The sequence below is a fragment of the Sphingomonas sp. P4_D12 genome (genome assembly GCF_056401895.1).
On the sequence record NZ_JBFUIL010000003.1, the window covers coordinates 1 to 22,970 of the forward strand.

General features: G+C 65.1%; 21 protein-coding genes. 8 read left to right on the forward strand and 13 right to left on the reverse strand.

Going from position 1 to position 22,970, the window contains the following annotated elements; genetic code table 11:
* From AC1DSD_RS05930 to AC1DSD_RS05940, 3 genes are all read right to left on the reverse strand, one after another.
* On the reverse strand, window positions 1–478 hold a 478-nt coding region (locus AC1DSD_RS05930; protein WP_478029026.1), incomplete at its 3' end, for a 1-deoxy-D-xylulose-5-phosphate synthase N-terminal domain-containing protein.
* A 110-nt stretch (window positions 479–588) separates the two neighbouring features.
* Window positions 589–1,632 (reverse strand): MlaA family lipoprotein, encoded by a 1,044-nt coding sequence (locus tag AC1DSD_RS05935; RefSeq protein WP_478029027.1) that lies wholly within the window; start codon window positions 1,630–1,632, stop codon window positions 589–591.
* The gene (locus AC1DSD_RS05940) at window positions 1,629–2,222 is read right to left on the reverse strand and encodes an ABC transporter substrate-binding protein (RefSeq protein WP_478029028.1); all 594 of its coding nucleotides are present in this window, start codon (window positions 2,220–2,222) and stop codon (window positions 1,629–1,631) included. Before AC1DSD_RS05940 ends, AC1DSD_RS05935 begins: the two co-directional genes overlap by 4 nt.
* A gap of 190 nt (window positions 2,223–2,412) precedes the next feature.
* Between AC1DSD_RS05940 and ispH the strand changes: the two genes are divergently transcribed.
* Window positions 2,413–3,381, forward strand: a complete 969-nt coding sequence (gene ispH, locus AC1DSD_RS05945) for a 4-hydroxy-3-methylbut-2-enyl diphosphate reductase (protein WP_478029029.1) — start codon at window positions 2,413–2,415, stop codon at window positions 3,379–3,381.
* Between the two features lie 9 nt (window positions 3,382–3,390).
* Entirely contained in the window at window positions 3,391–4,536 is a 1,146-nt protein-coding gene (gene hpnH / locus AC1DSD_RS05950) for an adenosyl-hopene transferase HpnH (protein ID WP_478029030.1), read from the forward strand.
* 15 nt (window positions 4,537–4,551) lie between these two features.
* Here hpnH and AC1DSD_RS05955 read toward each other — a convergent pair whose 3' ends face one another.
* The 7 genes from AC1DSD_RS05955 to hpnA are packed head-to-tail and all read right to left on the reverse strand — an operon-like array spanning window position 4,552 to window position 12,190.
* On the reverse strand, window positions 4,552–5,202 hold the full coding sequence (locus tag AC1DSD_RS05955; RefSeq protein WP_478029031.1) for a phosphorylase family protein: 651 nt from the start codon (window positions 5,200–5,202) through the stop codon (window positions 4,552–4,554).
* On the reverse strand, window positions 5,199–7,136 hold the full coding sequence (gene shc, locus AC1DSD_RS05960; protein WP_478029032.1) for a squalene--hopene cyclase: 1,938 nt from the start codon (window positions 7,134–7,136) through the stop codon (window positions 5,199–5,201). Before shc ends, AC1DSD_RS05955 begins: the two co-directional genes overlap by 4 nt.
* Before the next feature lie 9 nt (window positions 7,137–7,145).
* The gene (hpnE, locus tag AC1DSD_RS05965) at window positions 7,146–8,402 is read right to left on the reverse strand and encodes a hydroxysqualene dehydroxylase HpnE (RefSeq protein ID WP_478029033.1); all 1,257 of its coding nucleotides are present in this window, start codon (window positions 8,400–8,402) and stop codon (window positions 7,146–7,148) included.
* Entirely contained in the window at window positions 8,399–9,235 is an 837-nt protein-coding gene (gene hpnD, locus AC1DSD_RS05970) for a presqualene diphosphate synthase HpnD (protein WP_478029034.1), read from the reverse strand. Before hpnD ends, hpnE begins: the two co-directional genes overlap by 4 nt.
* Complete coding sequence (hpnC, locus tag AC1DSD_RS05975) at window positions 9,232–10,056, reverse strand: squalene synthase HpnC (protein ID WP_478029035.1); 825 nt, start codon at window positions 10,054–10,056, stop codon at window positions 9,232–9,234. The genes hpnD and hpnC overlap by 4 nt, the downstream gene beginning before the upstream one ends.
* On the reverse strand, window positions 10,053–11,183 hold the full coding sequence (locus tag AC1DSD_RS05980) for a glycosyltransferase (RefSeq protein WP_478029036.1): 1,131 nt from the start codon (window positions 11,181–11,183) through the stop codon (window positions 10,053–10,055). The genes hpnC and AC1DSD_RS05980 overlap by 4 nt, the downstream gene beginning before the upstream one ends.
* Window positions 11,180–12,190 carry a hopanoid-associated sugar epimerase gene (gene hpnA / locus AC1DSD_RS05985; protein ID WP_478029037.1) on the reverse strand — a complete coding sequence of 337 codons (1,011 nt, stop codon included), beginning with the start codon at window positions 12,188–12,190 and terminating at the stop codon, window positions 11,180–11,182. The genes AC1DSD_RS05980 and hpnA overlap by 4 nt, the downstream gene beginning before the upstream one ends.
* 46 nt (window positions 12,191–12,236) lie before the next feature.
* On the opposite strand from hpnA, the gene hpnI reads away from it, so the two are divergent.
* The 5 genes from hpnI to AC1DSD_RS06010 are packed head-to-tail and all read left to right on the forward strand — an operon-like array spanning window position 12,237 to window position 17,587.
* The gene (gene hpnI, locus AC1DSD_RS05990) at window positions 12,237–13,403 is read left to right on the forward strand and encodes a bacteriohopanetetrol glucosamine biosynthesis glycosyltransferase HpnI (RefSeq protein WP_478029038.1); all 1,167 of its coding nucleotides are present in this window, start codon (window positions 12,237–12,239) and stop codon (window positions 13,401–13,403) included.
* Window positions 13,400–14,845 carry a hopanoid biosynthesis associated radical SAM protein HpnJ gene (gene hpnJ, locus AC1DSD_RS05995; protein WP_478029039.1) on the forward strand — a complete coding sequence of 482 codons (1,446 nt, stop codon included), beginning with the start codon at window positions 13,400–13,402 and terminating at the stop codon, window positions 14,843–14,845. The genes hpnI and hpnJ overlap by 4 nt, the downstream gene beginning before the upstream one ends.
* 5 nt (window positions 14,846–14,850) lie before the next feature.
* Window positions 14,851–15,681 (forward strand): hopanoid biosynthesis-associated protein HpnK, encoded by an 831-nt coding sequence (hpnK, locus tag AC1DSD_RS06000; RefSeq protein ID WP_478029040.1) that lies wholly within the window; start codon window positions 14,851–14,853, stop codon window positions 15,679–15,681.
* Window positions 15,682–15,692: 11 nt separating this feature from the next.
* Window positions 15,693–16,601: a ferritin-like domain-containing protein gene (locus AC1DSD_RS06005; protein ID WP_478029041.1), complete on the forward strand. Its 909-nt coding sequence runs from the start codon at window positions 15,693–15,695 to the stop codon at window positions 16,599–16,601.
* A 20-nt stretch (window positions 16,602–16,621) separates the two neighbouring features.
* On the forward strand, window positions 16,622–17,587 hold the full coding sequence (locus tag AC1DSD_RS06010; RefSeq protein ID WP_478029042.1) for a lysylphosphatidylglycerol synthase domain-containing protein: 966 nt from the start codon (window positions 16,622–16,624) through the stop codon (window positions 17,585–17,587).
* 25 nt (window positions 17,588–17,612) lie between these two features.
* Here AC1DSD_RS06010 and AC1DSD_RS06015 read toward each other — a convergent pair whose 3' ends face one another.
* On the reverse strand, window positions 17,613–18,710 hold the full coding sequence (locus AC1DSD_RS06015; RefSeq protein WP_478029043.1) for a carbohydrate porin: 1,098 nt from the start codon (window positions 18,708–18,710) through the stop codon (window positions 17,613–17,615).
* A 334-nt stretch (window positions 18,711–19,044) separates the two neighbouring features.
* On the opposite strand from AC1DSD_RS06015, the gene AC1DSD_RS06020 reads away from it, so the two are divergent.
* Window positions 19,045–19,617 (forward strand): CC0125/CC1285 family lipoprotein, encoded by a 573-nt coding sequence (locus tag AC1DSD_RS06020; RefSeq protein WP_478029044.1) that lies wholly within the window; start codon window positions 19,045–19,047, stop codon window positions 19,615–19,617.
* A gap of 216 nt (window positions 19,618–19,833) precedes the next feature.
* Here the strand turns inward: AC1DSD_RS06020 and secA are convergent, their stop codons facing one another.
* Both secA and AC1DSD_RS06030 read right to left on the reverse strand, forming a co-directional pair.
* A complete protein-coding gene (gene secA / locus AC1DSD_RS06025) occupies window positions 19,834–22,575 on the reverse strand; it encodes a preprotein translocase subunit SecA (protein WP_478029045.1) in 2,742 nt (913 codons plus the stop codon).
* Window positions 22,576–22,657: 82 nt separating this feature from the next.
* Window positions 22,658–22,915 (reverse strand): hypothetical protein, encoded by a 258-nt coding sequence (locus AC1DSD_RS06030; protein WP_478029046.1) that lies wholly within the window; start codon window positions 22,913–22,915, stop codon window positions 22,658–22,660.
* Between the last annotated feature and the right edge of the window lie 55 nt (window positions 22,916–22,970).

Genomic DNA, 22,970 nt, shown 5'->3' on the forward strand with positions numbered 1-22,970 from the left:
ACGCCATGCCCGCCGACATCGCGCCGTCGCCGATCACCGCGATCGCCTTGCCGGGTCTCCCCGCCAGCTTGTTGGCGATGGCGAACCCCAGGGCCGCCGAGATCGAGGTCGAGCTATGCGCCGCGCCGAACGGGTCGTATTCGCTCTCGCTGCGCTTGGTGAAGCCCGACAGGCCGCCGCCCTGGCGAAGCGTGCGGATGCGGTCGCGCCGTCCAGTCAGGATCTTGTGCGGATAGCATTGGTGCCCGACGTCCCAGATCAGCCGGTCGTCAGGCGTGTCGAACACATAATGGATCGCGGTCGTCAGTTCGACCACGCCCAGCCCCGAGCCGAGATGGCCGCCGGTCGTCCCCACCGCCGAGATCGTCTCCGCGCGCAGTTCGTCCGCCAATTGCCGCAATTGCTCGGGCTTCAGGTTGCGAAGATCCGCCGGCGTCGAAACAGTGTCGAGCAGCGGCGTCTCGAAGGAAATGGTCATCTGGTATCGGCTCCTGCGCCCAACTTAACCCAACAGCGCCGCGAAACAATCGTGCGGACAACGACCATCTCTTCGGAAAACCGCGGGATGTTGATGAGCATTAGAAGAAATCAATGTGGCATTTCTGCGGGTGCCGGCGCGGCGGGGTCGGCCATCGGGTCCTGCAATTCCCGCGCGTTCGACTCGGGCGGAGACGCGACCGGCCCACCGGGATCACGTAAAGGGTCATCGAGTTCCGACGGGCTCTGCACGTCAACCCGGTGGTGCCGCAGACCGGCGACCTCGGCCGCGCGATTCTGCAGCCAGACCGACCGCAAGGTGGCGTACGGGTCCACGGCGCCGCCGAACAATGCGCGCAATTCGGGGTCGGATTCGGCGCGCAGATCGAGTCCGGTGATCGCCCCGCTGGAAAGCTGATAGCGCCAGTCGCTGAACGGCTTGCCGACCGCGAGCGGCAGGACGGCCCCGTCCAACGGCCCACCCAGCACATCGCGCAACGTGGTCGGGCCCATCAGCGGCAGAAACAGATAGGGTCCGGGCCCGACGCCGTAATAAGCCAGCGTATCGCCAAAGCTGTTGTTGCGATGTGGAAGGTTGAAATCCTTCGTCTTCGCGATGTCGAAGAGGCCACCGACACCCAGGGTCGAATTGATCGTGAACCGCGCCAGCGTCTCCGCCGCCTTGCCGAACTTGAACTGGAGCAGGTAATTCAGGAACACGACCGGCTCGGTCAGGTTACCGAAGAAGTTGCGCAATCCCGATCGCACCGGTTTGGGTACGATATGCTGATAGCCCATTGCGACCGGCCGGTAGATCGACTTGTCGAGCGCCTGATGGAGCCCGAACATCGCGCGGTTGAATCCTTCCAGCGGATCACCGCGATTGGGGTCGACCGCGGTTGCCCGAAACGGCGTCTCGCCCATGGCGGCCGGAGCGGCGGTTTCGGGATCGAACAGCGGGTCCGCAAACTCGGGAATCGGCGCGGAAGGGCTTGCCGCCGGCGAGTCGGCGACGGGCGGCGCCGGGGCAACGATAGGAGCCGACCCAGCGACGGGCGCCGGCGCGACGACCGGAGGTGCCGGCGGCGGTGCCGTTTGCTCTTGGGCCGGGGCGGCGATCAGCGCCACTGCCGGGAGGACAAGCGAGATCGTCAAAAATCGCCCTTCGCCGCCAAGCTATCGAGATGGGCGATCAACGCCTTGGCCCCCCCCTTGGCCAGAACGGTCGCGAAATCGGACCGTCGCGTCGCAATCTGACTGATCGAATTGCGGTAGAAGACGTCGATAATCTTCCAGGTGCCGCCGCTCGCGCGCAGGCGATAGCTGATCGGGATATCGGCCTTGCCCGGCGTGGTCAGCGTCGTGCGGACCAGCTTGTCGCCGCCCCGTGCCTCGATCTGCGGTGCGATCGCAAACCGCTCACCCGACCAGCTGTCGAAATTGGTGGCATATTGGGCGATAGTCATCCGTCGAAAGGCGGCGACCAGCGCCTGCTGATCGGCCGGCGCAGTCGTCGTCCAGCCCGAGCCCACCGCGAGTCGCGTCATCAGCGGCAGGTCGAACGCGCGGTCGATCACTGGGCCGATCGCCGCCGAACGGCTCTTTACCGCCCCCTTCGCCTTCATGATCGCGATCAGGCCATCGTCGAGCGCCTGCACCGTAGTGCGCGCGGGATCGGTCTGGGCGAACGCAGGAACGGGAATCGCAAGCGCCAGCAACACGGCGGAGGAGACAGTGATACGCATCAAAACACTCCTGATCGGCCGCCGGGCAATACCCCGCCCAGCGTGAGGGCGTCCACCCTTGTCGAACGCAAACTCTTTGCCGCGTTGCAATATTGCGTCTTTTGCAACCGGGGGTGAACGACTATCTGTGCCCCCAGGGCCCAGTGCTGGGTCGCGGCATTTCGAAAGACGGAATTGCATGCAGGACCAGATGACCGATCCTTCTTCGCCTTCGATCAACGTTCTGCTGGCAAATCCACGCGGTTTCTGCGCGGGCGTAGTCCGCGCGATCGAGATCGTCGAGCGCGCACTCGATCTCTATGGTGCCCCGGTCTATGTCCGGCATGAGATCGTTCACAATCGCCATGTCGTCGATCGATTACGCGGCAAGGGCGCGATTTTCGTGGACGAACTCGATGAAATTCCGCCTGAGGCGCCGACCGTCTTCAGCGCGCATGGCGTCCCGCGATCGGTCCAGGAGGCTGCCGTCGCGCGCGGCTTGCCGGTGCTCGATGCGACCTGCCCGCTCGTCACCAAGGTCCATGTCCAGGGTCGTCGTTATGCCAAAGCGGGGCGAACGCTCGTGCTGATCGGCCATGCCGGCCATGCCGAGGTGATCGGTACGATGGGCCAGGTCGACGCGCCGATTCATCTCGTCTCGACCACCGACGACGTCGCCTCCCTGCCGCTCGCGACGGATACGCCGATCGCCTATATCACGCAGACCACCCTCAGCGTCGACGATACGCGTGGCGTGATCGCGGCGCTCAACCAGCGTTTCGACGACGTCCAGGGTCCTGACGTCGCCGACATCTGCTACGCCACCCAGAACCGGCAGACCGCAGTTCGCGATCTCGCCCGGCAAAGCGACCTGCTGATCGTGGTCGGCGCGCGCAACAGTTCGAATTCGAGCCGGTTGCGCGAAATAGGCGACGAAATGGGCGTGCCGAGCTATCTGGTCGACGATGGCGGCGGCGTCGATCCGGCATGGTTCGACGGCGTGGCGACAGTCGGCATCACTGCCGGCGCGTCGGCACCCGACGAGTTGATCGAAAGCGTGATCGCCGCCATTGCTTCGGTCCGCCCGGTTTCGGTGAAACAGCTGGATGGCGTCACCGAAGATGTGGAATTCACGCTTCCTCCCCAATTGCGCAACGTCACCCGCGCGGCTGCCGAATAGGATTTCCCGATGACCTTACCGCTTTCCCAGATCGCGCGGATCGGCGCCTATACGCTGAAGCAGCATATCAAGGGCGGGAAATATCCGCTGGTGCTGATGCTCGAGCCGCTATTCCGCTGCAACCTGGCCTGCCCCGGCTGCGGCAAGATCGATTATCCCGATCCCATCCTCAACCAGCGCATGTCGTACGAACAATGCATGGAAGCGATCGACGAATGCGGCGCGCCGGCCGTCTCGATCGCCGGCGGCGAGCCGCTGCTGCACAAGGACATGGCGCGGATCGTCAAGGGCTATATCGCCAAGAAGAAACTGGTGATCCTGTGCACCAACGCGCTGCTGCTCAAGAAGAAGATCGACGAATACGAACCGTCGCCCTTTTTCACCTGGTCGATCCATCTCGATGGTGACAAGCAGATGCACGATCATGCCGTCGATCTCGACGGCACCTACGAAATCGCGATCGAGGCGATCAAGCTGGCCAAGAGCAAGGGCTTCCGCGTGCAGGTCAATTGCACCGTGTTCGACGGCGCCGATGCCGAGCGGCTGGCGACCTTCTTTGATGAGATGGAATCGCTCGGCGTCGAGATCACGATCTCGCCCGGCTATGCCTATGAGCGTGCCGCCGACCAGGAGCATTTCCTCAACCGCGAGCGGACCAAGAAATTCTTCCGCGACGTGTTCGCCCGCGGCAATGGCGGCAAGGACTGGACCTTCACCAACTCGCCGCTGTTCCTCGATTTCCTCGCCGGCAACCAGACTTACGAATGCACACCCTGGTCGATGCCGTTACGGACGATCTTCGGCTGGCAGAAGCCGTGTTACCTGCTCGGCGAGGGCTATGTCGCGACCTTCAAGGAATTGATGGAAGGTACCGACTGGGAAAAATACGGCGTCGGCAAATATGAGAAATGCTCGAACTGCATGACGCATTGCGGTTTCGAAGGCACCGCCGCGACCGACGCGATCCGCCATCCGCTCAAGATGTTCAAGGTCGGCCGCAACGGCGTCAAGACCGAAGGCCCGATGGCGCCCGACGTCGACCTGACGACCGCGCGGCCTGCCGAGGATGTCTATTCCTCGCATGTCGAACTGGAACTAGCGAAGATCAAGGCGGCCGATCCCGAAGGCTTCAAACGGGTCCAGCGCGCTGCGTGATCCCGTTTGCCGGCCTTAACGGGCCGGCAGCCCGAGTCGGTCTATCCCGGCCCCGATAATCGCATCGAATGCCTGCGCCAGGCTGCGAAACGCCTGATCGGCCTGGCGCCCGGTACGGATCAACGCCGACAGCTGCCGCGGATCGCGCGCGAGCGAGACGAGAACCGCGCCCAGTGCCATCCCGCCGTCCGGCCGCATCCCGACCAACGCAGCGGGCGGGAGATCGTCTTCGGCACGATCCGAAATCACCCGCAACGCGGCGAACGGCAGGCCCTTGCGCACCGCCACGCGCGCGGCGACGTGGCTCTCCATGTCGACCGCAATCGCGCCGGTCCGCTCGTGCAGGAGGCGTTTTTCCGCCGCGGTTGCGGTGATCGCGTCGTTCCCCACAATCCCGCCGCGATGAGCATACGGCAGCGCCTGCCCCAGCCGTTCAACCACAACCACATTGCCGTCGATCACGACATCGCCGGGTCGCAGCGACGGGGCGAGCGCGCCGGCGATGCCGCATGACAGGATGATGCCGGGAAAAAGCGCGGCTTTATCGTCGAGATCGCGCTCGAGCGTCGCCGCAACGCCGCCGCCGGTGACGACGACGAGATCGCGTCCGGGGCGGTTGAAAATCCGCGCCTCGCGCTTGAGCCCGCAGGCGATGATCAAGGTCACATGCCGACCGTGACACGCTTGGTGTTCGAGCGCTTGAGGTTGCGGTAGCGCGCCATCGCCCAGAACGGGAAATATTTCGGATAGCCGTGATAGCGGAGATAGAAGACCCGCGGAAACCCGCCGCCGGTATAATATTCCTGGCCCCACAGTCCGTCGGGATCCTGGTTAGCGGCCAGCCAGTCGATCCCGCGTGCCACCGCCTGGCTGTCGACCTCGCCCGCCGCCATCAGCCCTAGCAACGCCCAGGCGGTTTGCGACGCGGTCGAGGGAGCCGGAACATGGCCGGTGCGATCGAGATCATAGCTATTGCAATCCTCTCCCCAGCCGCCATCGGGATTCTGGATCGTCTCGAGCCACGCGGCAGCGCCCGCGACCATCGGATCTCCCTGATCGAACCCTGCCGCGTTCAGCGCGCACAACACGGACCAGGTGCCATAGATGTAATTGACCCCCCAGCGACCGAACCAGCTGCCCTCGGGTTCCTGTTCGCGGCGAAGATAGTCGATCGCCGCCGCCATACGCGGGCTGTCCGGCCGCTCGCCCAGCTGCGCGAGCATCGACACGCAGCGCGCGGAGACGTCCGCGGTCGGCGGATCGAGCAGCGCGCCATGGTCGGCAAATGGCAGGTTGTTGAGATACTCGTAGGCATTGTCGGCGTCGAACGCGCCCCAGCCGCCATTCTTCGACTGCAGTCCGACCGTCCATTCGACCCCGCGGTCGATCGGCATCCGGTCGGCCGTCCCGGCGCGATCCATTGCCATCACCACCACCGCGGTATCATCGAGGTCGGGATAGTGCGCATTATTATATTGGAAGGCCCAGCCGCCCGGGCGCACGCCGGGCCGTTCCTCCGCCCAATCCCCCGCCACGTCGAGCACTTGGCGCGGCTTGAGCCAATCGAGCGCGGCGTCAGCGCTGGCGATATTGGCCTCGCCCCCCGCCTCCAGCATCGCATGTGCCGCGAGTGCTGTGTCCCACACCGGCGACACGCAGGGCTGGCAATAGGCCTCGTCCTCCTTGATCACGAGCAAATTCTCGACCGATTGCCGGGCGATGACGCGAGCCGGATGGTCCTCTGCATAGCCGAGCAGGTCGAACACCATCACGCTGTTCGCCATCGCCGGATAGATCGCGCCGAGCCCGTCCTCACCGTTGAGCCGTTCGACTACCCAGGCCTCGCAGGTCCGGATCGCGCGCTGCCGGAGCTTGGTCGGCCACAGCCCGTCGCCGGCCTTGAGCAACCGGTCGAGCGCATTGAAGCCCTTGGTCCACAGCCATTTGGGATCAGCCGCCTTGGTCCCGGCGCGTACCGCCTCGCCAGTATAGAGCTCGTCGACCTTGATGCCCTTGGCGTTGCGCGCAACGGGTTTGAGCGCACACAGCACGAGCAGCGGCACCACCACGGTACGCGCCCAATAGCTCATCTTGGACAGATGGATCGGGAACCAGCGGGGCAGCAGGATCAGCTCTGGCGGCATGGTCGGCACGGTCGACCAGGGGCTGGCATCGAACAAGGCGAGCTGGATGCGAGTGAATACGTTCACCGCCGCAGCCCCGCCCGCCGCCAGGATCGCCGTCCGCGCGCGCACCATGTGCTGCGCCTGTGGATCGTCGCCGATCATCTTGAGCGCGTAATAGGCCTTCACGCTGGCGCTGACGTCGAATCCGCCGGCATGAAACAGGCCCCAGCCGTCATGCGCCGGCGACTGGATGCGGCGCAGATAGCGGCCGATCTTCGCTTCCAGCACTTCGTCGACCGGTTCGCCGAGATAGTGGCGCAGCAGCACATATTCGGCCGGGATGGTGCAGTCCGCCTCGAGCTCGAACACCCAATGGCCATCGGGGCGTTGTGCGGCGGTCAATGCGGCAGCGGCGCGATCCACCGCCCTATCGATCGCCGCAAGCGGATCGGCTGACTGAAGCTTGGTGGCCATGCCGATCCGTTAGCGCGTCCGAGCGCCAATCGCCAAGCGTGCGGCGGTCTCGCCTGACCGCAGCGCGCCTTCGATCGTCGCGGGAAGGCCGGTATTGGTCCAATCGCCGGCCAGGAACAGGTTGCGCCAGCGTGTCGCAGCCGGGGGACGCTTGGCGTCCTGTACGGGCGTTGCGGCGAAGGTGGCGCGCTTTTCCTTTACGATCTGCCACTTTGGCATCGGCGCCGTGAAGCGATAGGCGCTCTGGATATCTGCCCAGAAACGCTGTGCCACATCCTCGCGGTCGAGATCGACGATCGCGTCGGCCGCGCTGACCGTCACCGAGATCCGGTCGGGAAAAGCGAACAGCCATTCTGCGGTGCCGCCGAGCACACCAAGCATCGTCGGCGCACCTTCCGGCGGCGTCATCGCGAAGTGGCCGTTGACGATCGCGTGGAAGGCGTCGGGCGCCGAAATCTCCGGCAGCAGCGCGGTCGCGACCCAGGGCGGCACGGCGAGGATCACGACTTCGTCATCGGCCACGGGTTCGGGCCCGGCGCCCCAGTCCAGCGCGGTTGCGCGATCGCCGAGCGTTTCGATCGCGCGAAGCCGCCTGCTTGGCGTGAACGGTGTGTTGCGAGCGGCGAGCCAGGCCAAGGCTGGATTGATGAACGCCGCCCCAAGGCTCGGTTCGGCGATGCGCGGCAAGGTCGCCTTGCCGCCGCGCAACAGCGATTCGCGGAGGACTGTCGCGGTCAGCCGGGTCGAGCCGGTTTCAGGCAGGGTATTGAGCACCGCGAGCAGCACCGGCGCCATCAGCTTGTCCCACACCAGTCCGGTCGCATCGATCCGGTCGCCGACTGCGTCCGCAGGAGCGCCTGTCAGCAACCCGGCGAGCCTGAGATAGTCCATCACCCCCGTTCCCGGCACGCGCCGCCGCTTCGACAGCACCCACCACGGCAGCACCCCGTCGTTCATCCGGATCGTCCAGCGCTCGTCGCTGGCGAGATCGGCGAACGCGAAATCAGCGTGATCGGGCCCGGCAAGCGGTGTGGCCGCCCCGATAGTCGCGCGGAACGCCGCGACCGACCTGTTCCCCGCCAGCACTAGGTGGTTGCCATTGTCGATCGTGAGACCCAGTTGCGGGTCGTGATAGGAGCGGCATCGCCCACCCGCCTGGGCAGCCGAATCGGCGATGCGCACGGTCAATCCCGCTTCGACCAGCCGCACCGCCGCCGACAGCCCGGCGAGACCGGCCCCCGCTATCGTCGCTCGCGCGAAGGTCACCGCGTCACCAGCAGCCGCGCCACCGTCCACAGCAAGGCCGGCTTGCCGACTTTCACCCGCCGGCGCGGCGGCGCCCAGCCGGTAACTTCCATGCGCTTGAGCAGCTTCGAATAGACCGCTTCCATCAGCCGCGGCGCGATCAGATGCCCTGCGGGCCGCGCCGCGAGAATGGCATTGGCGGCGCGATAATGATCGTGCGCACGCGCCACCAGCGGGCGGACCGCTTGGTCGATGCGCGGATCGGCGGCGACCTCGACCGGTGTGGTCAGCGCGATCCCGGCCCCGGTCAGCGCCTCGGCGGGGAGATAGACCCGGCCGATCTCGGCATCTTCATCGATATCGCGCAGGATATTGGTGAGCTGGAGCGCGCGGCCGAGATGGTGCGCGAGTTCGAGACCGGGCTCGCGCGGCATGCCGAACACGCGCACCGACAGCCGGCCCACCGCCGAGGCAACCCGGTCACAATAAAGGTCGAGCTCCGCCATGGCCGGCCAGCGAATATCGCGAGCCACATCCATCGCCATGCCGTCGATCACTGCCTCGAAATCGGTGCGGTCCAGGTCGAATCGACGTACCGCCTCCGCCACCAACCTCGCCTGCCCCGGATCGTCCCCGGCATAGAGCGAGTCCAAGTCGCGGCGCCAGCGGTCGAGCGCCACCGCGCGCCCTTCCCGCTCTCCCCCCTGATCGTCAGCGATATCGTCGACCACGCGGCAGAAGCCGTAAATCGCGTACATCGCCTCGCGCTCGGCCTTGGGCAGCAAGCGCATGCCGGCGTAGAAGGAGCTGCCGGCAGCCTGTGTCGCCGGCGCGGTGGTGGCGGCGTCGCTCATGCCGCGCGCCTGAAGAGCACGGGAAGCGCCGCGCCGAGCGCGATCCAGCCCGCTTCGACCTTGCCGTGATGGACGCGCTCGCTCAGCGGATCGCGCTGCTCCAGTCGATCGCACAGGCTAAGTGCCAGCCGGTGGATCGCCGCCACTTCCGCCGCCAGCCGCCGATCACGGATCAGCGCGGCGAATCCGGCGGACGAATCGAGCAGTTGCCGCGTGCGCCCGACGAGATCGGTGAGGATCGCCCGCAGCGCCGGCGTGGTACGTGTGCCGCCGAGATCCTCGACCCGCAACCCGGTATCGAGCGGGATATAGACTCGGTCGAGCTCGCGATAATCCTTGGCGCAATCCTGGAGATGGTTGATCACCTGCAGCGCGGCGCACAAAGCGTCGTTGGCGGGCCAAGTCTCGCGGCTTTCGCCGTGCACGTCGAGGACATAGCGCCCGACCGGCATCGCCGAGAGCCGGCAATAGCCGATCAGCTCGCCCCAGTTGCGGTAGCGGGTGACTGTCACGTCGCGGACGAACGCATCGAGCAGGTCATGGGCATGGACCGGATCGATCCGCCGCGCGGCCATCACCTCGGCCAGCGCCATCGCCTCTGGCGCGCCCTTTCCGTCCAGCCCGGCGCGCATTTGGGCGAGCAAGTCGAGCTTAGTCTCGGGCGAGGCCTGCGCATTGTCGGAAATGTCGTCCGCGGCCCGGGCGAAGCGGTAATAGGCCATGACCGGCGCGCGATGTTCGGGGCGCAGCAGGAAGCTCGCCACCGGAAAATTCTCGTCGGTGTGATTCTTGCCCGAAGCAAGGTCGGTTACGTCTGTCATCGCCCCGCCGCTGCCTGCGCCCGACCTTTCCACATGCCGCCACGACCGCGCATGTGCTGCCAGGCCGATAGCAAGGTGCAGCCAGCGTAGAAAGCCGCGATCAACGGCAGCGCTACGCCCCAGAGCGGCGAGCGGCGATAGAAAGCGAGCATCGGCTGAAAGGCGATCGCCATCAGCGCCCAGGCGGCGCTCCCGGCGAACCGCGCGAAACCCTGGCCGAAGATCGCGAGCAATGGCGGCGCGGCATAGACGAGCGCCAGGCCCAACAGAGTGCCCGCGAGCAGCAACGGCGAATAGCGCAGCTGGGCATAAGCCGAGCGCGAGATCATCGCCGCCACCGCGCCGAAGCCGTCATACGGCCTGATGCTCCGCGACCGGTCGGTGAGGCCGAGCCAGATACGCCCCTGTCGCTTGAGCAACGCGCCCAGCGTGCAATCGTCGATCAGTGCATCGCGAATCGCCGCGATACCCCCCGCCGCCTCCAACGCCTCGCGCCGCACCAGCATGCACCCGCCGGCGGCTCCCCCGATCCCGCCGGCGCGATTGACCAGCCCGAACGGGTAGAGCAGCTGGAAGAAGAACACGAAGGCCGGGATCAGCATCCGTTCGGCGATGCTGTCGCAGCGCAACCGAGCCATCAGGCTGACCAGGGTCAGTGCACCCGCCTCCCCGCGCGCGACGAGCGTTCGCAACGTGTCCGGCGCATGGTCGATATCGGCGTCGGTGAGCCACAGCCAGGTGGGCGCGCTCCCGGCACGCTCGACACCTTGCGAGACCGCCCATAATTTGCCGGTCCAGCCCGGAGCGAGCGGTAGACCGCGCACCACCTCGACCCGATCGGATCCCAGCGCGCGGGCGATATCGGCGGTGCCGTCGCTCGACGAATCGTCCATCAGGATGATGCGGAAGCGTCCCGGATAATCCTGCCCGGCAAGGCTGCCGATCGAGCGCGCGATCACATCAGCCTCGTCTCGCGCGGGTACCACCGCCACCACGTCCGGCCAGTGCATGGGATCGGCCGGCACGTCGCGCGTGTCGCGCTCGCGCGCCAGCCAGAAACCGTGCCGGGCAAGGATCAGCACCAGCCAGATCGCCAGCGACAGCCCGGCAACGAAAGTCCAGATCACCGCACCATCCCTGCGTCGCGGAACCAGGCGATCGCATCGCCCAGCGCCTCGCGGTGCGGCCGCGCGCGATAGCCGAGCTCGGCCTCCGCCTTGGCCGACGTGAAGAACATCCAGTGCTTCGCCATCCTGAGCGAATCCCTGTTGAGGAACGGATCGCCACCAGTGACCCGCGCGATCTGCTCGTTCACCCAGGCAAACGGAAAAAGCGGTGCGCGCGGGATGCGAATCGTGGGAGCCTTGCGGCCGACGATCGCGGCGATCTCGGCAAGCATGTCGCCCAGCATCACATCCTGCCCGCCCAGAATGTAGCGCTCGCCGACCCGTCCGTTGTCGAACGCGAGCAAATGCCCGGCGGCGACGTCATCGACATGGACGAGGTTGAGCCCGGAATCGACGAATGCCGGCATCCTGCCGTTCGCCGCCTCGACGATGATGCGCCCGGTCGGCGTAGGCTTGACGTCACGCGGACCGATCGGAGTGGTGGGCTGAACGATCACCGCGGGCAGGCCGCGGTCGGCGACCATCTCCTCGACCAGCCGCTCGGCCACGACCTTGCTCCGCTTATAGGCGCCGACCGCCTGGTCCGGCGTCGCCGCGCGGCTTTCGTCCGCGGGCGCGTCGTCGCGCGGCTTCAGCGTGGCGACGCTCGACGTATAGACAATGCGCTCGACCCCGGCAGCGAGCGCCGCCTCCATCACGATCCGCGTCGTCGTTGCGTTGTTGCGGACGATCTCCTCCGGATCTGGTGCCCAGAGGCGATAATCGGCGGCGACATGGAAGAGATGGCGCACCCCGGCCATCGCCTGTGCGACGGCTTCGGCATCGCGCAAGTCGCCCTCGACAAGCTCGCCCGGAAAATCAGTGAGGTTCGCGCGCGGGCTCGATCCGCGGATCAGGCCGCGCACCCGAGCGCCGCGCACCGCCAGCGCGCGCGCCACGGCCGAGCCGACAAAGCCGGAAACGCCGGTGACGAGAACGAGTGGAGAAGATGCGTCGGACTGACCCACGTGCGCGCTCTACACAGGACCTGCAGCTCCGGATAGAGGAGCAGGCATGGCAAGCGTCCCGATCGCGATCATCGCTGGACTGACATGGGCAGTGCTGGGGCTGAGCCTGATCGGCTCGGCCTATATGGTTGCGGCCGCGATAACGCTGCGCAGCTTTCTGTCGCCTGGGGCTGCGGCGGGGCGCCGTGATGACGCAGTGACGATCCTGAAGCCCCTGCACGGCGCCGAACCGCACCTGGTCGACAATCTCGCCAGTTTCCTGGCGCAGGATCATGACGGACCGATTCAGTTGCTGTGCGGCGTCCAGCGCGCCGACGATCCCGCGATTGCCGCGGTCGAGACGCTTCGCGCGCGCTTTCCTGAGGCTCGGATCGACTTGATCGTCGATCCGACGGCGCGTGGCGCCAACGGCAAGATCGCCAATCTGATCAATCTCGAACCGCATATCGCGCACGATGTCGTGGTGCTGAGCGACAGCGACATGGCGGTAGGACCCGATTATCTGTCACGCCTGCTCGCGGCGCTCGATGCGCCCAAGACGGGCGCGGTGACGATCGCCTATAACGGACGCGGCGATGCCGGTTTCTGGTCGAGGATCGCCGCCGCCGGGCTGAGCTGGCAATTCCTGCCCGGCGTGGTTTTCGGGGCCGTACACGGGCTAGCGCGGCCATGCATGGGATCGACCATCGCAATGCGGCGCGAAACCTTGGTGGCGATCGGCGGATTCGCGGCGTTCGCCGACGTACTGGCCGACGATTATGCGATCGGCGAGGCGGTCGCGGCGCTGGGCCTTAAAGTCGCAATGCCGGCAATGCTGGTCACTCATGCGTCGGCGGAACGCAGTTTCGGGGAGCTGTGGCGGCACGAACTGCGCTGGGGCGCGACGGTGCGGGACGTGGTGCCGGTCGCTTATGCGATGGGCGTGATCGCCATTCCATTCCCACTGGCGCTGCTCGCGATCCCCGTTCACCCCCTGCCAGGCCTTGCCCTCGCCGGCCTCGCTTTGCTTGCGCGTCTTGCCACCGCCATCGTGGCGGACCGGCGCGGCGGCGCTCGGACCGCGCCATTATGGCTCCTGCCGCTGCGCGATTGCCTCACATTGACGGTATTTATCGCCAGCCTGACGGTGCGATCGGTTGATTGGCGCGGCGCAACACTTAGAATGGCACAACGTGGCCGGATCTCGGCCGAACCGGAGTTACCTTTCCGATGATGCGCTCGCTGTTTCTTCAGGCCCCTTCGTTCGACGGTTATGACGGAGGTGCCGGCGCCCGTTATCAGATGAAACGCGAGGTGCGCTCCTTCTGGTATCCGACCTGGCTCGCCCAGCCGGCCGCGCTGATCGAAGGGTCGAAGCTGATCGACGCGCCGGCGCATGATCTCGGCTGGGACGACATCAAGCATGAGGTCGACGACAAGGACCTCATCATCCTTCACACCTCGACGCCGTCGTTCCGCCAGGACGTCCACACCGCCGAGCTGATCCGCGCGCGCAACCCGAAAGCGCTGATCGGCCTGATCGGTGCCAAGGTCGCGGTCGAGACCCAGACGTCGCTGGAGGCATCCACGGCGGTCGACTTCGTGTGCCGCAACGAATTCGACTTCACGATCCTCGATATCGCCAAGGGAATACCGCTCAGCGAGGTCCACGGCATTTCGTATCGCGATGCCGACGGCACGATCGTCCACAACAAGGATCGCGCGGTAATCGAGGACATGGACTCGCTGCCGTTCGTCTCACCGATCTACAAGCGCGATCTCCAGATCGAGAAATATTTCGGCGGCTATCTGAAGCACCCGTATGTGTCGTTCTACACCGGCCGTGGGTGCAAGAGCCGCTGCACTTTCTGCCTGTGGCCGCAGACCGTCGGCGGCCACAATTACCGCACCCGATCGATCGGCCATGTCATCGAGGAAGTGAAATACGTCCTGGAGGCGATGCCCGAGGTCAAGGAGATCTTCTTCGACGACGACACGCTGACCGACAACGCCCCGCGGATCGAGGAGCTGTCGCGGGCGCTCGGCGAACTCGGTTTCGGCAAGCCGGGCTTCCGCGTCTCGTGGAGCTGCAACGCCAAGGCCAATGTGCCGAGGGAGACGCTCGAAGCGATGAAGGCCGGCGGCTGCCGGCTGCTGCTGGTCGGCTATGAGAGCGGCAACCAGCAGATTCTGCACAATATCAAGAAGGGCCTGCGCACCGATGTCGCGCGGCAATTCACCAAGGACTGTCACGAGCTCGGCATCGTGATCCACGGCACCTTCATCCTCGGCCTCCCCGGCGAAACCGAAGAAACGATCGAAGAGACGATCAATTATGCCAAGGAAATCAACCCGCACACCATCCAGGTGTCGCTCGCCGCGCCCTATCCGGGGACGTTTCTGTTCAAGCAAGCGACCGAGAATGGCTGGTTCGACGGCACCGACCATCTGCTGACCGATGGCGGCAACCAGATCGCGCAGCTGAGCTATCCGCATCTGCCGTCGACCGTGATCTTCGACAAGGTCGAGGAATTCTACAAACGCTTCTACTTCCGCCCGTCCAAGATCGGGTCGATCGTGTGGGAAATGGTTCGCGATTTCGACATGATGAAGCGCCGCCTGCGCGAAGGCGTCGAGTTCTTCGACTTCCTGCGCCGCCGCAAGGAAGCCGCATAAGCGACGTGAAACGGCTGATCGTCACCGCCGACGATTTCGGCGCCTCGCCCGAAGTCAATGACGCGGTCGAACAGGCGCATCGCGACGGCATCCTGACCGCGGCCTCGCTGATGGTGGCGGGCAAGGCGGCGGCCGATGCCGTGGCGCGTGCGCGCGCGCTTCCGACCCTGGGCGTCGGACTGCATATCGTGCTGGTCGAGGGACGGCCGGTACTGCCGGCCGATCGCCTTCCAGCGCTGGTCGATGGCACGGGCAATTTCCGCACCGACATGGCGCGAGCCGGCGTCACCATCTTCGCCTCTCCCGCCGCGCGGCGGCAACTGGCTGCCGAGGTGGAGGCGCAATTCGCTGCCTTCGCCGCGACCGGGCTGACGCTCGACCATGTCAACGCGCACAAGCATTTCCACCTCCATCCGACGATCGCCGGCGCCATCCTGAAGATCGGGAAGCGTTACGGCATGCGCGCGGCCAGGGCGCCGATCGAGCCTCGCCGGCTACTGGCGCAGGTCGATGGAACCGCTTCCGGTCCTCGCATCGAGACGATCTGGGCACGCCTGGTTCGCGCACGCTTGCGGCGTGCAGGGATACTCGTTCCCGATCAGGTGTTCGGGCTGGCCTGGTCGGGCGCGATGACCGGCGACAGGGTGCGCGGCATCCTGGAACTGCTGCCCGACGGCCTGACTGAGATCTACACCCATCCGGCGACCGGCGCCTATCCCGGATCGGCGCCCAGCTATGATTATCGCGGCGAGTTGGCTGCATTAGTCGACCCGCTTGCCAAGACCATCCTGACGCGCGAGCGCGTCGCCCTCGGCCATTTCGCCGATTTTGCCTGAAAGACCGACCGATGAACCTCGTGCCCGATTGGGGGGAGTTCGACACCGACGCGCCACTGCCCACCGGTCCGGTGCGGCTCGGCTCTCCCGACCATCTGATGCTGTTCAGCCGCATGATCCTGGATACGCACGATCCCTATCGGCCCGCGCTGATCGACTGGCCCGAGCTCGAGCCGGAGACGCGCGAGAAGATCGTCTCGCTGCCGATCTGGGACATGGCGGTGCAGACCGAGGGTCGCACCGGCCTGTTCGTCAAGACGTTCAGCGAGACGGTCGAGGATCCGCTGTTGAAAGCGGCAGTCCAGATGGACGCGTTCGAGGAGCGCCGGCACAAGGTCGTGCTCGCCGACATGGTCCAATCCTACGGCATCGAGCTGCGGCCCGAGCCGGATTACCGCAAGCCCAAGGACGCGGAATGGGCATTCATGCGCTCGGGCTATTCGGAATGTATCGACAGTTTCTTCGGCTTCGGCCTGTTCAAGCTCGCCAAGGATACCGGCTTCTTCCCGCCCGAACTGATCGACACGTTCGAGCCGGTGATGCGCGAGGAAGGGCGGCACATCCTGTTCTTCGTCAACTGGGTCGCCTGGTGGCGGCGTAACATGCCGTGGTGGCGGCGGCCCTATTTCGAGGCCAAGGTCATTGTCGTTTGGCTCTTCCTGATCTGGGAACGGATCGATATGGCCAAGGGCATGGGGGATAATAGCAAGGCGCAGGAGAACAACTTCACGCTCAATGGCTCGAAGGAGCTGGGCGTCGAGGTCAGCTTTGCCGAACTGGCGCGGATCTGCCTGGCGGAGAACGACCGGCGGTTGGCGGGGTATGATTCACGGCTGATCCGTCCGCGCTTCGTGCCGGCGATGATCCGCCTCGCGCTGAAATTCGTGCGCGCGCCCCGCCCGGCGGGAGACACCGCCTGAAGATTTCCGCCAGCGCCGGCTTGCTGCTGGCCACCATCGCGGGACTGATTGTCACGATCTGGACGTTCGGCGCCACCGGGTTCGCCGATATCGCCGCCGTGGCGCGCCGGCTCGGGCTGGGCGGCTTCCTGCTGTTCTGCAGCTGGTCGCTCGGGACGTTCCTGCTGCTTGGTGCCGCGTGGCTCGCCGCCGCGCCCGGCGAGCGGACCGCACGGATCGGCCGATTCACCTGGGCAAGAATGCTGCGCGAGGCGGTGTCTGACCTGCTGCCCTTCTCGCAACTCGGCGGTATCGTGGTCGCCGCGCGCTCACTCACGGTCGCCGGTATTCCCACTCCGCGCGTCTATGGATCGCTGGTCGTGGACCTGACGACCGAAATGGCCGCGCAATTGGTCTACACGTTGTTCGGGCTGGCGCTGATGGCGTCGCTGCTGATCGGCGATGGCACGGCGGTATCGCTGCGCCCCGCCATTCTCGGCGGGACCGCGATCATGGTCGTGATCATCCTGTTCTTCTTCGTCGCGCAACGCTCGGCGCTCGACATTACCGGGCGCATCGGGGAGCGCTTCATTCCGGGGTCGCAAGTCGCCTTCGGCGATATCCGGGCCGAACTCACGCGAATCTATCTCCGGCGAGACCGGGTGGCGATTGCCTTCGGCTTCAACCTCGCCGCCTGGGTGGCGAGCGGTCTCGGTGGCTGGCTGGCGCTTCACCTGATGGGCGCGCGGATCTCGCTATGGGACGTGCTGTCGCTCGAAAGCCTGATTTTCACCCTGCGCAGCGTCGCCTTCTTCATTCCCGGAGCGCTGGGGGTGCAGGAAGTCGCCTATGCGCTGGCTGCGCCATTATTCGGTCTGCCGCCTGAAAGCGCGCTCGCGCTGTCGCTCGCCAAGCGCGCGCGGGACGTGGCAATCGGTCTGCCGACCTTATTGTGCTGGCAATTTGCCGAGGCGCGCCAGATCGCCGCCCGAGCTGGCGGTAGGTAAGCCTCGTTACGCGCCACGAAGCGGTTCACTTGACCGCGAAATGCAGGCGCAATCCCAAAACCAGCGCGTCGGCGGCAGCGCCCCAGCTCGGATGGCGGACATATTGCACGTCGGGCTGCACCTGTAGCCACTTGCTCAACCGACGAGTCGCGGTGACTTCGATCGTGGTCTCGGCACGCCGCCGCGGCGTAAACTCGGCGGCGAACGCACGCAGGGCCGGATCGCCCAACCGAGCGTGGGCGACCGCGATGCCGTACGACCGATCGTCGGTTCCCCAGGAGAATCCTCCCCCGACATAGACACCGATCTGGTTGACCTCGGCCGCCGCACGTCCGGCCCGAAGCCATCCCTTGAGCGCCCCGGTCTTCTCATCGCCGGCAAGGACCTGCTCATACTGCACATAGCCGCCCGCGCTTCGCCCGCGGCCGGTGCCATCGAGCCGCGCGAATCGATCGGTATAATACCAGGCGCCCAGCTGCAGTTCGCCACCGCCACCGATCTTCACCTCCCCTTCGGCCGACAGCAACGCTCCGCTGCGACCAAACGGGCCAGGGAACGTCCGATGCGGGTGGCCCGGGTCTCCCGGCAGCGCGTCGAACATTGCAGCGCGGATCGTCCAGCGCGGCCGTTCGATCGCGACGACCACGCCCGGCGACGTCACCGGAAAGATCGACGGGCCGTTCAGTCCGGATTGCGAATAATCGGGCGCGATGCCGAACGAGCTGTTGAGGAACAACGCCCCGACCGACTGCACGTCGAATTCGCTGTTGAGGTCGATCAGCCCGGCTTTGGCCCTGACGCTGGCGCCCAACGGCGCTTCGACCCAGGCTTCGAACGGACGGATGGCATAAGGCGCATCGATATTGCTGACGACCTGGGCATCGCCGGCATCGCGTGCCGAAAAGCCGCCGCCATGGAGAAGGAAGATATCAGCATGGGCACGCGCGCCTGCTACCCCGAACAGATCGGTACCACTATCGAGATCGAGGTCCAGCCGCCCCATCCAGCGCACGCCGCGCCGTTCGCCGCCGGCGGCCACGCCAACGATGTCGGTCGTGTAACGCAAATCGGCCGACGGCGTGTCGTCGGCTCTCGCCGCCGCCGGTACGACAAGAGCGATCACGCCACAGGCCAGACGTAAGAACCTTTGCACGAGATTGCACCGATCGTTGCCGTCGGTCCCTCCGACCCGCCGCGCGTATCGGGATGCGTTGCGGAGATCAATGCATTATCGTATGTTATAATACATCTTATCCTGACGCCGATCCGAAACTGCCACTGCGATTGGCAAAGGCTCGAACACCTTCCTGCAGGTTCATTCCGTCAGCCGATCAAAGGAGATGCGACCAACCGATCGTTACGCCGCTGGCATATGGAGCAAAATCCGTTCATTCTGCGTTCCAAGAGGGCGGGGTAGGATGGAGCGTTGCTTCCTCCCGGTGAACGGAGATTTGAAAATGACGTCTTCCTTAGGTCGCGTTGCCCTGATGGGCGCAGTCGCCGCGACATCGTTGATGCTCGCAGGCTGCATGACCGAAACCACCTACCGCCCGGCGACCGGCGCCGGCTTCTCGCGCGAAGGCTATAGCGATCGCCAGATCGAGGCGAACCGCTTCCAGGTTACCTTCTCAGGCAATACCATGACCTCGCGCGATACGGTCGAGCGCTACCTGTTGTTCCGTGCCGCGGAACTGACCGAGCAGCAGGGTTATGACTATTTCGTCATGGCCGATCGCGACACCGACAAGAAGACGCGGACCTATGTCAACGACTTCGGCGGTCCCTATGGCGGCGGGCTATGGGGCCCGCGCTGGCGCTATTATGGCCGCGGCTTCGGCTGGCGGAGCTGGGACCCGTTCTGGGGTGATCCCTTCTTCGACCGCAATATCGATGTGAATACGGTCGAAAAATACGAGGCCATTGCCGAGATCGTGATGGGCAAGGGCCCCAAGCCTGCGGGCAATGTCCGCGCATTCGATGCCAAGTCGGTGATCGCCAATATCGGACCGACCATCGTCATGCCGAAATAGGCTGGGCGATCGGACTGAAACGAAAAGGCCGGGGCGCAATCCCCGGCCTTTTTCTTTATTCATACCCTCTCCCGCTTGCGGGAGAGGGAGGGGCCCGCCGCGAAGCGGTGGGAGGGTGAGGGTCTTCTGTCTTCTTCTGTCTCGGTAAACGCCTGGAAGAAGACAGAAGACCCTCACCCAACCCTCTCCCGCTTGCGGGAGAGGGCTAGCTGACCACTACGCGATCTGGCCGTGGCAGTGCTTGTACTTGAGCCCCGAGCCGCACGGGCACGGTGCGTTGCGGCTGACCTTGCCTTCCCAATCCTTCGGATCCTCGCCCAAATCGGGCTGTTCGGGCCGAACGATCGACAGCGGCGGCAGGCCGAGATCGCCCGGCGCGCGCGACCCGCCATCGATATCGGCGCTGTCGTCATCGCCCGAGAACGGATCGAAATGCTGGGTGATGAAGTCGGGCAGTTCGGGAAGCTCGGGCGGCGGTTGGAAGCGGAATTCGGCGGTGGCCAGCACCTTGGTCACATCCTCGCGGATCGATCCCAGCATGCGCTCGAACAGCGCGAACGCTTCCTGCTTATACTCGTTGATCGGCGTCTTCTGGGCATAAGCGCGCAAGTGGATGACCTGGCGCAGCGCGTCGAGCGTCGCGAGATGCTCTTTCCAGTGATGGTCGAGATTCTGGATCAGGATCGACTTTTCGATCGTCGTCCAGGTTTCGGGCTCGATCTCGGCCGCCTTGGCGTCGACCAAAGCCGACGCCGCCTCGTTCAGCCGCTCCTCGACCATCTCGACATCGACCGCTTCTTCCTTGAGCCAGTCGTCGATCGGCGGCTCGATCCCCAGCATCTCGGAGACTTTGGCCTTCATCCCTTCGACATTCCATTGCTCGGGATAGGAATTGGGCGGGCAATGGTCGCTGACGATCGTATTGATCGTCTCGGTCCGCATGTCGACCACCACGTCGCCGACCGTTTCGGCGTCCATGATGTCGTTGCGCTGCTCGTAAATGACCTTGCGCTGGTCGTTCATGACGTCGTCATATTCGACGACCTGCTTGCGGACGTCGTAGTTGCGCGCCTCGACCTTCTTCTGCGCGGTCTCGATCGCCTTCGACATCCAGCGCGACGGCGGCAATGCCTCGCCATCCTCCAGGCTCGACCGCATCATCTTGGCGAACAACGTGTTCGGCCCGAAGATGCGCAGCAGATCATCGTCGAGACTGAGGTAGAAACGCGACAGGCCGGGGTCACCCTGACGGCCCGAACGGCCGCGCAGCTGGTTGTCGATGCGCCGGCTCTCGTGCCGCTCGGTGCCGAGCACGAACAAGCCGCCCGCCGCCAGCACTTCCTGCTTCTCGACCGCGATCTCCTGACGAATGCGCTCGATCGCGGCATCGCGCTCGGGCCCTTCGGGCATGTCGCTCAATTCATCCGCGATCCGGAAATCGAGGTTGCCGCCGAGCTGGATGTCGGTGCCGCGGCCGGCCATGTTGGTCGCGATCGTGACCGCGCCCTTGCGGCCCGCCTGCGCGACGATATGCGCTTCCATTTCGTGATAGCGCGCGTTCAGCACCTTGTGCTCGACCTTTTCCTCATGAAGGAATTCGGACAGCATTTCGGATTTTTCGATCGACACCGTGCCGACCAGCACGGGCTGGCCCAACTCAGCCTGGACCTTGATCGCCTTGGCGATACCGCGGAACTTGTCCTGGATATCCTTGTAGAACGTGTCTTCCTCATCGATGCGCCGCACCGGTACATTGGTCGGGATCGACACGACGTTCATCTTGTAGATGTCGTAGAATTCCGCCGCCTCGGTCGCCGCGGTGCCGGTCATGCCCGACAGCTTGGGATACATGCGGAAATAATTCTGGAAGGTGATCGACGCCATCGTCTGGTTCTCGGGCTCGATCTCGACCCCTTCCTTGGCCTCGACCGCCTGGTGCAGGCCGTCCGACCAGCGCCGGCCGTCCATCATGCGACCGGTGAACTCGTCGATGATGATGACCTTGCCGTCCTTGACGATGTAATCGATGTCGCGCTTGAACATCATGTTGGCGCGCAGCGACTGGTTCAGGTGGTGGACCACCTGGGTATTCTCGAAATCGTAGAGGTTGGTGCCTTCGAGCAATCCGGCGGTTTCGAGCATCCGCTCGACCGTCTCGGTACCCTCCTCGGTCAGGATGATCGACTTCTGCTTCTCGTCCTTTTCGTACAGGTCGGGCGCGAGCTGCTTCACCACTGCATCGACGCTCTTGTAGAGCTCGGACTTGTCGTCGGTCGGGCCGGAGATGATCAGCGGCGTGCGCGCCTCGTCGATCAGCACCGAATCGACCTCGTCGACGATCGCCATCGAGAATGGACGCTGGACCATCTGATCGCGCTCATATTTCATGTTGTCGCGCAGATAGTCGAAGCCGAATTCGTTGTTGGTGCCGTAGGTGATGTCGGCGGCGTAGGCTTCCTTGCGCTGATGGTCGGTCAAATTGGGGATGATCACCCCGACCGTCAGGCCCAGGAACGTGTACACCTGCCCCATCCACTCGGCGTCGCGCTTGGCGAGATAGTCGTTGACCGTGATGACATGGACGCCGGTGCCCGGCAGCGCGTTGAGATACACCGCCAGCGTCGCCACCAGCGTCTTGCCCTCACCCGTCCGCATCTCGGCGATCTCGCCGCGATGGAGGACGATACCACCGACCATCTGAACATCGTAATGGCGCTGGCCGAGCACCCGGCTGGCGGCCTCGCGCACCGTCGCGAAGGCCTCGGGCAAGAGGTCGTCGAGCTTCTCGCCATTGGCCAGGCGCTCACGGAACAGCACCGTCTGGTTGGCGAGCGTCGCGTCGTCCATCGCCTGGAGCGCGGGCTCGAAGCTCGCGATCGTGTTGACGATGCCGCCGAGCGATTTGACATACCGGTCGTTGGACGACCCGAAAATGGATTTGGCGAGTCCGCCGAGCATGATGATTTCCTGTTATATGAATGCGCGCGGGCCCCACGGGGCCGCGCTGATCGGGTAGAAAAAGGACGTGGTCGCGCGGGCGCTATTCGCGCCGGCGGCTCGCAAAGGCGGGGATCGCGTTCGAAAGGACGAAAGCCGGCAGCGCCGAAATCGCCGCTTGAGCCGGCCCGGCGATCGCCTGGATCGGCCGCGCCGCCACCTGACGCCGCACCTCGGCCGTCGCTTTGACCGCCGTCGCTACCACCGCGCTGCTGAGCGTGGTCGGCACCTGCGCCCCGCGCGCGCCGGCCGTGCCGCTGAACGCGGACAACAAGGCAGACAGGAGCAGGATCAGGTTCAAGCGAGCGCTACTTCATCGATTATGACGGACGGTGACATAGGGTCGCGTCCGGCAA

Bases quoted from the DNA above. Each gene is read 5' to 3' on its own strand.
- AC1DSD_RS05940 (WP_478029028.1), bottom strand. From the start codon at position 2,222: ATGCGTATCACTGTCTCCTCCGCCGTGTTGCTGGCGCTTGCGATTCCC.
- ispH (WP_478029029.1), top strand. From the start codon at position 2,413: ATGACCGATCCTTCTTCGCCTTCGATCAACGTTCTGCTGGCAAATCCA.
- hpnH (WP_478029030.1), top strand. From the start codon at position 3,391: ATGACCTTACCGCTTTCCCAGATCGCGCGGATCGGCGCCTATACGCTG.
- shc (WP_478029032.1), bottom strand. From the start codon at position 7,136: ATGGCCACCAAGCTTCAGTCAGCCGATCCGCTTGCGGCGATCGATAGG.
- hpnD (WP_478029034.1), bottom strand. From the start codon at position 9,235: ATGAGCGACGCCGCCACCACCGCGCCGGCGACACAGGCTGCCGGCAGC.
- hpnC (WP_478029035.1), bottom strand. From the start codon at position 10,056: ATGACAGACGTAACCGACCTTGCTTCGGGCAAGAATCACACCGACGAG.
- hpnI (WP_478029038.1), top strand. From the start codon at position 12,237: ATGGCAAGCGTCCCGATCGCGATCATCGCTGGACTGACATGGGCAGTG.
- hpnJ (WP_478029039.1), top strand. From the start codon at position 13,400: ATGATGCGCTCGCTGTTTCTTCAGGCCCCTTCGTTCGACGGTTATGAC.
- AC1DSD_RS06005 (WP_478029041.1), top strand. From the start codon at position 15,693: ATGAACCTCGTGCCCGATTGGGGGGAGTTCGACACCGACGCGCCACTG.
- AC1DSD_RS06020 (WP_478029044.1), top strand. From the start codon at position 19,045: ATGACGTCTTCCTTAGGTCGCGTTGCCCTGATGGGCGCAGTCGCCGCG.
- secA (WP_478029045.1), bottom strand. From the start codon at position 22,575: ATGCTCGGCGGACTCGCCAAATCCATTTTCGGGTCGTCCAACGACCGG.